Source organism: Nonomuraea sp. CA-141351 (assembly GCF_050944675.1).
Lineage (GTDB): Bacteria > Actinomycetota > Actinomycetes > Streptosporangiales > Streptosporangiaceae > Nonomuraea.
Window position 1 is genome coordinate 6,617,811 of sequence record NZ_CP191982.1, and the last position, 12,175, is coordinate 6,629,985.

General features: G+C 69.1%; 13 protein-coding genes. 1 reads left to right on the forward strand and 12 read right to left on the reverse strand.

The features are described 5' to 3' along the window. Window positions 1-8 precede the first annotated feature (8 nt). The 6 genes from ACQPWU_RS31435 to ACQPWU_RS31460 form a co-directional block, all read right to left on the reverse strand. Complete coding sequence (locus tag ACQPWU_RS31435; RefSeq protein WP_433427974.1) at window positions 9-863, reverse strand: carbohydrate ABC transporter permease; 855 nt, start codon at window positions 861-863, stop codon at window positions 9-11. Continuing rightward, window positions 860-1,756 carry a carbohydrate ABC transporter permease gene (locus tag ACQPWU_RS31440; RefSeq protein ID WP_433427976.1) on the reverse strand — a complete coding sequence of 299 codons (897 nt, stop codon included), beginning with the start codon at window positions 1,754-1,756 and terminating at the stop codon, window positions 860-862. Before ACQPWU_RS31440 ends, ACQPWU_RS31435 begins: the two co-directional genes overlap by 4 nt. 46 nt (window positions 1,757-1,802) lie before the next feature. After that, entirely contained in the window at window positions 1,803-3,074 is a 1,272-nt protein-coding gene (locus ACQPWU_RS31445; RefSeq protein WP_433427979.1) for an ABC transporter substrate-binding protein, read from the reverse strand. A 7-nt stretch (window positions 3,075-3,081) separates the two neighbouring features. Further along, window positions 3,082-3,873: an IclR family transcriptional regulator gene (locus ACQPWU_RS31450; protein WP_433427981.1), complete on the reverse strand. Its 792-nt coding sequence runs from the start codon at window positions 3,871-3,873 to the stop codon at window positions 3,082-3,084. A gap of 77 nt (window positions 3,874-3,950) precedes the next feature. Continuing rightward, window positions 3,951-4,163 carry a GMC oxidoreductase gene (locus ACQPWU_RS31455; RefSeq protein WP_433427983.1) on the reverse strand — a complete coding sequence of 71 codons (213 nt, stop codon included), beginning with the start codon at window positions 4,161-4,163 and terminating at the stop codon, window positions 3,951-3,953. A 41-nt stretch (window positions 4,164-4,204) separates the two neighbouring features. Next, complete coding sequence (locus tag ACQPWU_RS31460) at window positions 4,205-4,660, reverse strand: MarR family winged helix-turn-helix transcriptional regulator (protein WP_433427986.1); 456 nt, start codon at window positions 4,658-4,660, stop codon at window positions 4,205-4,207. A 69-nt stretch (window positions 4,661-4,729) separates the two neighbouring features. On the opposite strand from ACQPWU_RS31460, the gene gap reads away from it, so the two are divergent. Then, the gene (gene gap / locus ACQPWU_RS31465) at window positions 4,730-5,734 is read left to right on the forward strand and encodes a type I glyceraldehyde-3-phosphate dehydrogenase (RefSeq protein WP_433427988.1); all 1,005 of its coding nucleotides are present in this window, start codon (window positions 4,730-4,732) and stop codon (window positions 5,732-5,734) included. Window positions 5,735-5,783: 49 nt separating this feature from the next. On the opposite strand, the gene ACQPWU_RS31470 is transcribed toward gap, so the two are convergent. The 6 genes from ACQPWU_RS31470 to ACQPWU_RS31495 all read right to left on the reverse strand — a co-directional run bounded on the left by ACQPWU_RS31470 (window position 5,784) and on the right by ACQPWU_RS31495 (window position 12,085). Next, window positions 5,784-6,647, reverse strand: a complete 864-nt coding sequence (locus ACQPWU_RS31470) for an alpha/beta fold hydrolase (RefSeq protein WP_433427990.1) — start codon at window positions 6,645-6,647, stop codon at window positions 5,784-5,786. Between the two features lie 20 nt (window positions 6,648-6,667). Beyond that, on the reverse strand, window positions 6,668-7,444 hold the full coding sequence (locus ACQPWU_RS31475; RefSeq protein WP_433427993.1) for an N-acyl homoserine lactonase family protein: 777 nt from the start codon (window positions 7,442-7,444) through the stop codon (window positions 6,668-6,670). Next, window positions 7,441-8,742: an MFS transporter gene (locus ACQPWU_RS31480; RefSeq protein WP_433427996.1), complete on the reverse strand. Its 1,302-nt coding sequence runs from the start codon at window positions 8,740-8,742 to the stop codon at window positions 7,441-7,443. The genes ACQPWU_RS31475 and ACQPWU_RS31480 overlap by 4 nt, the downstream gene beginning before the upstream one ends. A gap of 103 nt (window positions 8,743-8,845) precedes the next feature. Beyond that, entirely contained in the window at window positions 8,846-9,493 is a 648-nt protein-coding gene (locus tag ACQPWU_RS31485; protein WP_433427998.1) for a TetR family transcriptional regulator, read from the reverse strand. A 9-nt stretch (window positions 9,494-9,502) separates the two neighbouring features. Then, complete coding sequence (locus ACQPWU_RS31490; protein ID WP_433427999.1) at window positions 9,503-11,230, reverse strand: bifunctional sugar phosphate isomerase/epimerase/4-hydroxyphenylpyruvate dioxygenase family protein; 1,728 nt, start codon at window positions 11,228-11,230, stop codon at window positions 9,503-9,505. Window positions 11,231-11,239: 9 nt separating this feature from the next. Beyond that, on the reverse strand, window positions 11,240-12,085 hold the full coding sequence (locus ACQPWU_RS31495) for a shikimate dehydrogenase (RefSeq protein ID WP_433428002.1): 846 nt from the start codon (window positions 12,083-12,085) through the stop codon (window positions 11,240-11,242). Window positions 12,086-12,175 lie beyond the last annotated feature (90 nt).

Consider the following 12,175-nt stretch of genomic DNA (forward strand, 5'->3'; position numbering starts at 1 on the left):
CGAACCCTCTACTTGAAACCGGTGTTGGCGATGCCGCGGACGATGTGGCGCTGGAGGATCAGGAAGATCACCACGACCGGGATCATGCTGACCACCGACATCGCCAAAATGTAGTTGAACGGCACGGACAGCTGGCTGTTGAACTGGGCCAAGGCCACCGGCAGCGTGTACTTCGCCTGGTCCTGGCTGATGATCAGCGGCCATAGGAAGTCGTTCCACCGCCACATCACCGAGAAGATCGTGACGACCGCGAGGGCCGCGCCGCAAAGAGGCACGACGATCCGGGCGAAGATCCGGAACTCGCCCGCGCCGTCGATGCGGGCCGCCTCGATCAGGTCGTCGGGGATGCCGAGCATGTACTGGCGCAGCAGGAACACGCCGGTCGGGGTCGCCGCGGGCGGGATGATCAGGCCCCACAGCGAGTTCACCAGCCCCAGCTGCGAGGCCACCTGATAGACGGGGATGAAGATGAGCTGCAGCGGGATCATGATGGTGCCGAGCACGACCAGGAACAGCAGGTCACGGCCGCGGAAGTTGTACTTGGCCAGCCCGTAGGCGCACATCGTGTTGACCACCACGGTCAGCAGCGTCGCGCCGACGGTCACGATCACGCTGTTCTGCAGGTAGAGGCCGAAGTCGAACGAGCCGAGCGCCTCGGTGTAGTTGGCCGGCGACAGCGACGACGGCAGCGGCGCCGGCGGGCGCTGCGCCAGCTCGGTCTGCGTCTTGAACGACGACAGGATCGCCCAGACCACCGGAGCGAGGACCACGACGGTCAGCCCGATGAGGACCGCGTACGTGAGGACCCGTCCGGCGGTCGGAGCACCGCCGCCGCCGACCGAGGTCCATCGGGGCCGGTTCACGCGGCCTCCTTCCGCCTGCCGTACAGGAAGTTGAGCAGGGTCAGCGCGAACACCGTGACGAACAGCACCACGGAGGCGGCCGCGGCCATGCCGTACCGGATCGGGGACTGGAAGGCGTTCTCGTAGATGTACTGGACCATCAGCGTGGTCGCCCCGATGGGGCCTCCGCCGGTGAGCGTCCAGATGTAGTCGAACGCCTGGAAGCCGGCGATGAGGCTGAGGATCACCACCACCATCGTGGTCGGCCGCAGCAGCGGTAGTGTGATCTTCCGCAGCTGCTGCCAGCTCGTGGCCCCGTCCATCCTCGCGGCCTCGTAGTACGCCGGATCGATGCCCTGCAGCCCGGCGAGGATGATGAGGATGTAGAAGCCGATGTGCATCCACAGTCCCACGAAGATCACCACGGCCATGGCCAGGCCGCCGTCGACGAGCCAGCCCGGCTGTCCCAGCCCGATCCGGCCGAGGACGGTGTTCAGCAGCCCGTTGCCGCGGTCGAAGATCCAGCCCCAGATCAGGCCCACCACGACCGGGGACAGGACGACCGGCAGGAAGAACACCGTGCGGAAGAACGCCCGGCCCTTGAGACGCCGGTTGAGCAGCAGGGCCAGCGTCACCGACAGGACCGTGGTGAGGACCACGAAGCACAGGGCGAACACGGCGGTGGCGCGCGCGGCGCTCCAGAAGTCGTCCGAGCCGAACAGCTCCTGGTAGTTCGCGTCGCCCACGTAGGTGAAGTCGCGGCCGTTGCGGCTGTCGTAGAGACTGATGTTGAAGTTGTTGATCGCCGGGTACACCACGAACAACCCGAAGATCAGCATGTTGGGCAGGACGAACAGGTACGGCGCGAGCCGCTGGTTCCACGGCTTGGCTCGCCGTCTGCGGGCAGCGCTCATGACCCCACTCCGTGAGGCGGCTCGGTCGCCCGGATGCCTCGCGTGCTCACTTGGTGTCCTTGAGCGCCTTCTCCGCGGCGGCCTTGATCGCTTCGACGGCCTGCTCCGGCGACTCCTTCTTGGCCAGGACCTTGCTCAGCTCGTCCACGGTGGCCTTCGCCGTGGCGGAGAACGCCGGGCTGTAGGTGGTGGCGAAGGCCTGCGGCGGCGTCCGGCTCACGTCGGCGAGGAACACCTTCATGTCGGCGTCGCGCTGGGGGTAGTCGACACCGGAGGAGATGAGATCCTTCCTGGTGGGCAGGAAGTTCGCCTCCTTGGCCAGGCGCTCCTGCGACTCCTTGGAGTTCATGTAGGCGATGAAGTCCGCCGCGGCCTGCTGCCGCTTGCTCTGCTTGAACGACGCCATGAACTTCCCGCCGGGGAAGCCGCCGCAGGTCTCCTGGCACGGGTTCGGCGCGGCGGCCCAGGTGAACTTCGCGTCCTTCGCGAAGGCGCTGACCTGCCAGTTCCCGCTGATGTACACCGGGGTCTGCTGCGCCAGGAAGATCTCGTTCGCCGCCTTGTACTTGGAGCCGGCCTGCAGCCACAGGTCGGCGGGCATCGTGCCGGAGGCGTTGAGGTCGGCGAAGCGCTTCACCGCCGCCGTCGCCTTCTGCGCGTCCAGCCCCACGGCCTTGCCGTCGGCGCCGAAGAACGTGGTGCCGAACTGGCTCAGCATCGTGGCGAACCGGTGGCCCGAGACGTCCATCGCGATCGCGTACTGGGTCTTGTTGGCCTTCTGCACCTTCTGCGCGGCCGCCACCATCTCGTCCCACTTCCAGGGCTTGGTGACGTCCGGGAGCGACACCCCGGCCTTCTTGAACTGGTCCACGTTGACCAGCGGGCCGTTCATCGTCAGGTCGCTCGGCACCGCGAACAGCTCGCCGCCCGGTCCCTTGACGTAGGCGTTCGCGCCGTCGACGAACTGGCCGTCGAGCGCCGCCTTCTGGAACTTGTTCAGGTCGAGCAGGTCGCTGCGGTAGGGCGAGATGTCGTGCAGCCGCGCCACGTCCGGCGCGTTGCCCCCGGACAGACGGGCCTGCAGCCGCTGCTCCAGGTTGTCGAAGGGGACGATCTGCAGGTCGACCTTCACGCCGGACTTCTTCTCGTAGTCGGCGATCAGGCTGCGGGTCGCCTGCTCGTCGGGACCGTCGGTGAAGTACAGGTACGTCAGCGTCTTGTCGTCGACCTGCTGTTCGTTCCCGCCTCCGCTGCTCGTGCCCGGCGCGCAGGCGGCGAGCGACAATGTGGCGAGGCAAGAGGCCAGGATGCGTCGCATCTTCGGGCTACCTTCCCAGATTCACGAAGTTGACGGGCCCAACGAAACCGAGCCGCCGGGAGATCGCGAGCGCCACTTCGGACACTCGATGGGGGACGACGTCCTGCTTGCCGAGCATCCGCTCGCGGGGGCCGGCCACGCTGATGGCGCAGATGGGCATGCCGCGTTCGTCGCGGATCGCGGCGCCGAAGCAGAGCACGTCGGGCTCGTTCTCGCTGTTGTCGATGGAGTATCCGCGGGCGCGGGTCTCGTCGAGCTCGGCGCGCAGCCTCGCCCGGTCGGTGATGGTGGTCGGGGTGTGCGGGGTGAGGTCGAGCCGGTCGATGAGGGCGTCGACCTCGTCGATCGGCAGTGCCGCGAGATACGCCTTGCCGAGTGACGTGCTGTGCATCTGGCGGCGTACGCCGAGCAGCCGGCGGACCGCGATGGAATGTTCGGTGACGTCCTCGTGGGCGACGTACACCATCTGCTCGCCGTCTCGCACCGCCATCAGGGCGGCCTCCGACAGCTCGCGCGACAGGTCCCGCAGGTGCGCCTGCGCGGCCAGGTAGGGGTCGAAGTTGCTCAGGGCGGCCATGCCCAAGGTGACCGCGCGCTGACCGAGGCTCACGCGTTCCGTTCCGTCCCAGTCCACGTAGCCTCGCTGGCGCAATGTGCCCAGGATCCGGTACGTCGCACTGCGCGACAGGCCCAGCCGCTCCGCGATCTGCACCGCTGTGATCGACCGCTCCGCGGCGAGTAACTCCAGGATCGCGAAACCACGCTCCAGAGTCCCGGCCAGACGGTCAAGCTCCGCCATAGCACCCTCTAACGGTTCGATGAGTGGGAGGTGAAACCGGTAGATGGGAGGGAAGCTACTGATATCGCCGCTATGTGTCAATGGTCGGTAGAGCGGTCCGGCCGGAGGCACTGCCCCTTACCCCACCCGGCGAGCAGGTGCGCGGCATGTTCGGCGATGGCGAATGCCGTGGCGTTGGTGTCGCCGGAGATCGGTGACGGCGTGACGGAAGCGTCCGCGATCCGCAGCCCGCTCAGGCCGTGCACGCGCAGTTCGGTGTCGACGACCGCGACGCCGTGCGGCCCGATCACCCGGGCGATGCGCCCTCAGCATGGCCGGCCGGGAACGTCTCTCAGCCGGACGGCTGGGCGCGCCCGAGTTCGGCCAAGTGGGTGAGGGCGGGCAGCGCTTGGGCGATCGCCCGTCGCTGCTCGGCGGTCAGCTGGGCGACCAGCGGGGCCAGATGGCGCATCCGGTCGTCGTGGCGGGAACGGCCGATCCGGCGGCCGGCCTCGGTGATGTGGACGAGGACCGCGCGTCCGTCGCTCGGGTCGGGGCGGCGCTCCACCAGCCCGTCGCGCTCCAGCCGGGTGACCAGCTGAGTGATGGCGGGCTGGCTGACCTGCTCGGTCTTGGTCAGGTCGGTCAGCCGCATCGGGCTGGCTCCGAAGGCGAGGGTGTCCAGCACCGACAGCGTCGTGAACGACAACTTCTCCAGCACGGGGAGACGGATGTAGAAGCGGTTGAAGTTCTCGATCGCCGTGGCGAAGGCGTCAACGTCCAGGTCGTCGTCGGGAAGGTCGTTCACACCACAAATATATATCGACAATTTATATAAGATGCTTATGATGTAGCCCTCGAGAAGAGAGAGGCACATATGACTGTTCGTGTTGGCATCAATGGTTTCGGGCGGATCGGGCGCAACGTCTTCCGCGCGGCGGCGGCCCGAGGCGCCGATCTGGAGATCGTCGCGGTCAACGACCTCGGCGACGTGGCGACCATGGCCCACCTGCTGGCCTACGACTCGATCCTGGGCCGTTTCCCCGGCGAGATCGTCGCCGAGCCCGGCGCGATCCGTGCCGGGGACACCACGGTGAAGGTGCTGGCCGAGCGCGACCCGGCCGACCTGCCGTGGGGGGATCTGGGCGTGGACGTGGTCATCGAGTCCACCGGCATCTTCACCGACGCCGCCAAGGCGCGGGCGCACGTGGACGGCGGCGCGAAGAAGGTCATCATCGCCGCCCCGGCCAGCGGCGAGGACGTCACGATCGTGCTCGGCGTGAACGACGACGCCTACGACCCCGAACGTCACACGATCATCTCCAACGCCTCGTGCACCACAAACTGCCTCGGAGTCCTGGCCAAGGTGCTGCACGACGCGGTCGGCATCGACTCCGGCATGATGACCACCGTTCACGCCTACACCCAGGACCAGAACCTCCAGGACGCGCCACACAAGGACCTGCGCCGTGCCCGCGCCGCGGCGCTCAACATCGTCCCCACCTCCAGCGGCGCCGCCAAGGCCATCGGCCTTGTCCTGCCCGAACTCCAGGGCCGGCTCGACGCCTTCGCCCTGCGGGTGCCCGTCCCGACCGGCTCGGTCACCGACCTGACCGTCACCACCCGCCGCCCGACCACCGTGCAGGAGGTCAAGGACGCGTACGCCGAGGCCGCCGCGGGTCCGTACAAGGGCCTGCTGTCCTACACCGAGGCGCCCATCGTCAGCACCGACATCGTCACCGATCCCGCCTCCTGCGTCTTCGACGCCCAGCTCACCCGGGTGCTCGGCTCGCAGGTCAAGGTGGTCGGCTGGTACGACAACGAGTGGGGTTACTCCAACCGCCTCATCGACCTGGCCCTGCTGGTCGGCGGCGCTCTTTAGGGTCAGCGGCAGAGGGAGGCCATGCCCAGGCCGCTCGGCTCGGCGCCGGTCATGGCGCTCGCAGGAACGCCAGCAGGGCCGCCGCCAGCTCGTCGGGCGCCTCCTCGGCGATGTGGTGCCCGGCGTCGATCGGATGTCCACATACGTCGTCGGCCCACGACCGCCACACCTGCAGCGGATCCCCGTACAGGTCCTCCATGTCGTCCTTGGCCGCCCAGAGGAACAGCGTCGGGCACGTGACGCGGCGGCCCGCCGCCCGGTCGGCGTCGTCGGCCGCGCGATCAACGCCGAGCCCGGCGCGGTAGTCCTCGCACATCGCGTGGACCGTCCGCGGATCGTGGATGGCGCGGAGGTAGTCCTCGTACGCCTCCTCGCCCATCTGCTCGGCCGTCGCCCGGTACCAGGCATCGGGGTCGGCGTTGATGACCCGCTCCGCGGGCTTGTCGGTCTGGCCGAGGAAGAACCAGTGCCACCAGGCGGCGGCGAACTTCGCGTCGGTGCGGGCCAGCGCCTCGCCGATGGGTATGCCGTCCATCACGGCCAGCCGCGTGACGGCTTGGGGGTGGTCGACGGCCAAGCGGTGGGCGACGTACGAGCCGCGGTCGTGGCCCGCCACGGCGAAGCGGTCGTGCCCCAGCGCCCGCATGAGGACCAGCATGTCCCCGGCCATGGCCCGCTTGGAGTAGGGCGCGTGATCGGGGGTGGTGGGCGGCTTACCGGAGCGGCCGTAGCCCCGCAGGTCCGGACATATCACGGTGTGGTGGGCGGCGAGGAGCGGCGCGACCCGGTGCCAGGTCGCGTGTGTGCGGGGGTGACCGTGGAGGAGCAGGGTCGGCGTGCCCGAGCCGCCGTACCGGACGAACAGCTCCGTCTCTCCGACGTCGACCCTGTCGGTGATGAAGTCCTCGAACATCAGCGCCCCCTACCCAGGAGCTAGCCCGCGATCACCGCGATGTCGGGCTCCAGCAGGGGGAAGCGCTTGAGCACCTCCGGATCGTGGCCGGCGACCACCAGGTCCGGGCCGTCGGCCAGCTCATTGATCCGGTCGAAGGCGCCGTACATGCCGGTCATGCTGTGCAGGATCGGGAAGGGGCGGTCGCCCTCGACGTTCTCGTAGAAGTGGCTCGCGTCGGAGGCCAGCACGACGTGGCCGCGGGCGGTGCGTACGCGTACCACCTGCATGCCGGCGGTGTGGCCGCCGACCAGGTGCACGCTCAGGCCGGGCACGACGGGCGCGTCGCCTTCGGTCAGGAGCACGCGGCCGTCCTCGCGGGCGGCTTGGAGGTGGGCGAGGTCGTCGTCGTTCAGCAGCCAGCGCTCCCCCGCGATGCGCTCGGCCCAGGGGCCCGTCCAGTAGCCGAGCTCGGCCCGCTGGAGCACGTAGCGGGCCGAGGCGAACTCCTTGGCGGTGCCGGTGTGGTCGTAGTGCAGGTGGGTGAGCACCACGTGGTCGACGGCGTCGGCCGCCACGTCCAGCCGGGCCAGCGCCTCCATGGGCGAGGCCAGGTAACGCAGCCCGGGGGCGCGCTCGGCCCGGGCCCGGGCGATGCCGGTGTCGATGACGATCGTGTGCTCGTCGTTGACGGCCAGCCAGACGTAGTACGCGGTGGGATGCGGCTCGGCTCCCCTGGCGTCGTAGCCGTGGAAGTGCTCGCCGCGCCGGGCGTCGCGCTCGGCGAAGCGCAGGGCGTAGACGCGGAAGTCGTTCACACCGTCACCGAGGCCCTGACGCCGAGCTGCTCGGTGGGCACTCGGTAGGTCTCCCGGGCGGTCGCCACGGCGGCCACGTTGACCAGGCACAGCACGGCGGTGATGATCGACACGCCCAGCCAGCTCTCCTGGCCCGTGCCCGCCACCGCCGTGGCCACGGTCGGCGCGAAGCCGGCGATGGCGAAGCCGATCTGGGTGCCGATCGCCATGCCCGACAGGCGGACCCTGGTGGTGAACATCTCACCGTAGAAGGACGGCCAGACGCCGCTGGTGGCGCTGTGCACGACGCCGAACATCAGGATGCCCACGACGAAGATCAGGGCGTAGCTGCCGATGGAGATAGACCACAGGTAGCCGAACATCAGCACCGCGCAGCCCAGCGAGCCACCGATGAAGACCGGCTTGCGGCCGATCCGGTCCGACAGCGACCCCCACAACGGGATCGTGATCACTGCGGCGACGTTGGCCAGCACGCCCACCCACAGCATGGGTCCGCGCTCGAGGTGCATGGTGTTGACGGCGTACGACAGGGCGTGGACGGTGAAGATCGTGCTCACCGAGGCGATGACCGCGGCCACGACGACCCGCAGCACGTCCTGCCAGTGCTCGCGGAAGAGCACGGCCAGCGGCAACCTGGCCACGTTGTTGGTGGCGACCTCCTGCTCGAAGGCGGGCGTCTCCTCCAGCGTGCGCCGGATGACCAGCCCGACCGCGGCCACCACGATGCTCAGCCAGAACGGCACCCGCCAGCCCCAGCTCAGCAGCTGCTCCTCGGGCAGCGCGGCGATCGGGAGGAAGATCGCGGTGGCGATGATCTGCCCGGCCTGCGTGCCGTTGAGCGTGAAGCTGGTGTAGTAGGCCCGGCGGGTCTCGGGGGCGTGCTCGAGCGTCATGGAGTTCGCGCCCGCCTGCTCGCCGGAGACCGAGAAGCCCTGCAGCAGGCGCAGGGCCACGAGCAGGATCGGCGCGAGCAGGCCGACCTGGTCGTACGTGGGCAGGCAGCCCACCAGGAACGTCGATGCGCCCATCATGACGAGCGTGGCGACCAGCACCTTCTTGCGGCCGAACTTGTCGCCCACGTGTCCGAGGACGAAGGCGCCGACCGGCCTGGCCAGGTAGCCGACGCCGAAGGTGGCCAGGGCCAGCAGCGTCCCCGTGGCGGGCGAGCTGGACGGGAAGAAGATCTTGCTGAACACCAGGGCGGCGGCGGTGCCGTAGATGAAGAAGTCGTAGTACTCCAAGGCACTGCCGATCCAGGCAGCAACGGCCGCTTTGCGAGGTTTGCCCTGCACCGTCACGATAAGCTCCTCACGGGGGGTGGGAAAGCGCAGTGGCAGGAAACTAACTCACCGGTTCGTACATTACAAGGGCATTGCCCATTGGTTACCGGCCCGGACGGCGTCAGGCCTGACCGCGCAGGTAGGCGACGATCATCTCGCCCACCATCCGGCGCAGCCTGGCGCGGTGCTCCGGCGCGGTCATGTCGCGCCCGAACAGCGCGCCGAAGGTGTGCTGGTTGGCCACGCGGAAGAAGCAGAACGAGCTGATCATCATGTGCACGTCGATCGCGTCGGCGTCGGTCACGAACTCGCCCGAGGCCTGTCCCGCGTCCAGGATGCGCGAGATGACGTCGAGCACCGGCGTGCCGAGGTTGGCCAGGACGTCGGACTTGCGGATGTGCTCGGCCTGGTGGACGTTCTCGATGGCGACCAGCTTGATGAAGTCGCGGTGCGCGTCATGGTGGTCGAAGGTCAGCTCCGCCAGGGTGCGGATGGCCTCCACCGGAGCCAGGTGCTCGACGTCGATCGTGCGCTCCATCGCGCGGACCTCGGTGTAGGCCTTCTCCAGGACCGCGATGTAGAGCCGCTCCTTGCTGCCGAAGTAGTAGTAGATCATGCGCTTGGTGGTGCGCATCTGCTCGGCGATCTCGTCGACGCGCGCGCCCGCGTACCCGTGCCGCGCGAACTCCTGCTGAGCCACCTTGAGGATCTCCGCCTTGGTGCGGTCGGCGTCCCGCTGGCGTTCCGAGGCGACGGGTTGGGAGGTCATTCGGTCATCTTAGTTATGTCCAGCGTGCTGAATGGCGAGGCGGATGGGGGCGTTCGCGGCGCCGTATCCCTGGTATCCGCCCGTTCGCTGGACGATCTCGAAGAAGACGCGTCCCACGGTGACGGTGTACAGGTGCAGGAACTCGCCGTGCTCGTCCCGGTCGTACAGCACGCCCAGCTCTCTGAGCGCGGGATCGACGTCGTCGTGGCGGGCCTCCAGGTCGTCGTAGTAGTTGGCGGGGATGGGCAGCAGCAGGTCCGGGTGCTCTGCGCGCAGGCGGCGGGCGATGGCCACGACGTCGTCGCAGGCCAGCGCGACGTGCTGCCACGCGAGATCTTTCGCGCCGACCTGGGCCAGGTTGATGACCATCCGTACGCGCCCGCCGGGGTCCGACATGGCCTTGCTGCGCAGCAGCCCGTACGGGTCGGGCACCTCCAGGCTCTCCTGCGGGCTCAGCCCGAGCACGCTGCGGTAGAACAGCTCCGCCTCGTCGAACTGGTGCCACGGCTGCGTCAGCGCCACATGGTCGATCCGGGTGATCTCGCCGGACACCGGCTCCGACGGACCGAAGTCGTCGAGCCAGGCCGTGTCGCAGAAGAAGATCTGGGTGCCGTCCGGGGCGGCGACGGCGTCCAGGCGCGCTTCCCTGGGCGCGCGCTCGCGCGGCAGCACCGGCGACAGCAGCGACTCGGCGTGCTTGACCGCGCCGCCGGGGTCGGGACTGTCGAGCCCGATGGCGACCAGTGCGGGGTCCTCGCCGGTGGCGTTGAGCAGCAGCCGCGCCCCGCCCTGCTCCCACAGTTCGACTGGTTTCGTGGGATGCGTCCCGGTACGTGCGAAGCCGAGCGCGGTCAGCATCCCCCCGACCTGCCCATTGTCGGCGAGCTCGGCGAAGGAGAAACCTGTGGGCACGGCCGGGTGCGCGGCCCCGTACAGGGTGTCCTCCAGGGCGATGAGCGAGCGCATGCCGTCGCGCGCGGTGCGCCCGGTGTCGGCCTGGCGGAAGTGGTCGTTGAAGACCTCCAGTGACAACGGCCCGGCGTAGCCGGCGTTGAGCACGTGACGGACCAGCCCGGCCACATCGAAGTTGCCCTGGCCGGGGAAGCAGCGGTAGTGGCGGCTCCACTGCAGCACGTCCATGGCCAGCAGTGGCGCGTCGGCCAGCTGGAGGAAGAAGATCTTCTCGCCGGGGACGGCCTCGATGCCGATCGGGTCGGAGCCGCGCGAGAGGATGTGGAAGCTGTCCAGGCAGGTGCCCAGGTTCGGGTGGTCGGCCATGCGGACGACGCGCCAGGCGTGCAGGTACTCGTTGACGTGCCGCCCCCAGGCCAGCGCCTCGTACGCGATGCGGATCCCGTGCTCGGCGGCCCGTTCGGCCAGCAGCCGCAGCTGGGCGGCCGCCAGCTCGTCGTCGCCGATCGCCTGCGGCGAGACGTTGGAGCAGACCAGCAGCAGGTCGGCACCGAGGCGTTCCATGACGCGGAACTTGTGCTCGGCGCGACGCAGGTTGCGTTCCAGCAGGTCGGCGGGCACCGACTCGAAGTCGCGGAACGGCTGGTAGAGGTCGATGCCGAGCCCGAGGTCGGCGGCGCGGGCCCGGATCTCCTCAGGTGGCAGCGGGCAGGTGAGCAGGTCGTTCTCGAAGATCTCCACGCCGTCGAACCCGGCGGCGGCGATGGCGTCCAGCTTCTCGATCAGGGTGCCGCTCACCGAAACGGTGGCGATGGACTTGCGCACGTCTCCTCCTCAGACGGTCACCAGGTCGGTCAGGTGGGCGAGCATGCGCTCGGCGTCGGGCTCACGGCCGGTGAACAGGCGGAAAGCGTGCGCCGCCTGGAAGACGACCATGCCGCCGCCGTCCAGCGTCCGGCAGCCCAGCGCCCGCGCCTGCTTGAGCAGCTCGGTCTCCAGCGGCCGGTACACGATGTCCGCTACCCACAGACCGGGATTCAGCAGCGAGGCGGGCAGCGGCATACCGGGGTGGTGTGCCATGCCGGTGGGCGTGGCGTGCACCAGCCCGTCGGCCTCCGCCAGCAGCGCCGGCAGGTCGTCGGGGCCGGCGGCGCGCGCCCGTCCGGCGCCGAAACGGGCGCCCAGCTCGGCCGCCAGCCGCACCGCCCGCGTGTGGTCGGCGTCGACGACCGTGATCCGGTCGGCGCCCAGGGTGAGCAGCGCGTGCGCCACGGCCGCGCCCGCGCCGCCCGCGCCGAGCTGCACCACCCGGCGGGTGGGGGCTTCGGGCAGGCCGCGGGCGAACGACTCGGCGAACCCCGTCCAGTCGGTGTTGTGCCCGATGGCGCACTCGCCGTCGAAGACGACGGTGTTGACCGCGCCGAGCATGCGGGCGTCCGGCGACAGGTCGTCCAGGTGCGGGATGACGGTCTGCTTGCACGGATGGGTGATGTTGAGCCCGTCGTAGCCGAAGCGGCGCGCGGTGCGCACCAGCTCCCCCACCTCCAGCCCGAGCCGGTCGGTGTCGAGCAGCCGGTAGACGTAGTGCAGCCCGTGGTGGACGGCCTCCCGCTCGTGCAGCGGCGGGCTGAGCGAAGGGCCGATGCCCGAGCCGACCAGCCCGGTCAGGAACGAGGCCATCACTTCTTCCTCTCCGGCGGATAGGACAGGGTGCGGACGCCTCTAATGTACGTACTAGTGAGTTAGCTGGCTAGACAGAGGGCCCCTGTC

Coding starts and splice junctions, on each gene's coding strand:
- ACQPWU_RS31485 (WP_433427998.1), bottom strand. CDS start 9,493: ATGACCTCCCAACCCGTCGCCTCGGAACGCCAGCGGGACGCCGACCGC.
- ACQPWU_RS31470 (WP_433427990.1), bottom strand. CDS start 6,647: ATGTTCGAGGACTTCATCACCGACAGGGTCGACGTCGGAGAGACGGAG.
- ACQPWU_RS31450 (WP_433427981.1), bottom strand. CDS start 3,873: ATGGCGGAGCTTGACCGTCTGGCCGGGACTCTGGAGCGTGGTTTCGCG.
- ACQPWU_RS31445 (WP_433427979.1), bottom strand. CDS start 3,074: ATGCGACGCATCCTGGCCTCTTGCCTCGCCACATTGTCGCTCGCCGCC.
- gap (WP_433427988.1), top strand. CDS start 4,730: ATGACTGTTCGTGTTGGCATCAATGGTTTCGGGCGGATCGGGCGCAAC.
- ACQPWU_RS31440 (WP_433427976.1), bottom strand. CDS start 1,756: ATGAGCGCTGCCCGCAGACGGCGAGCCAAGCCGTGGAACCAGCGGCTC.
- ACQPWU_RS31495 (WP_433428002.1), bottom strand. CDS start 12,085: ATGGCCTCGTTCCTGACCGGGCTGGTCGGCTCGGGCATCGGCCCTTCG.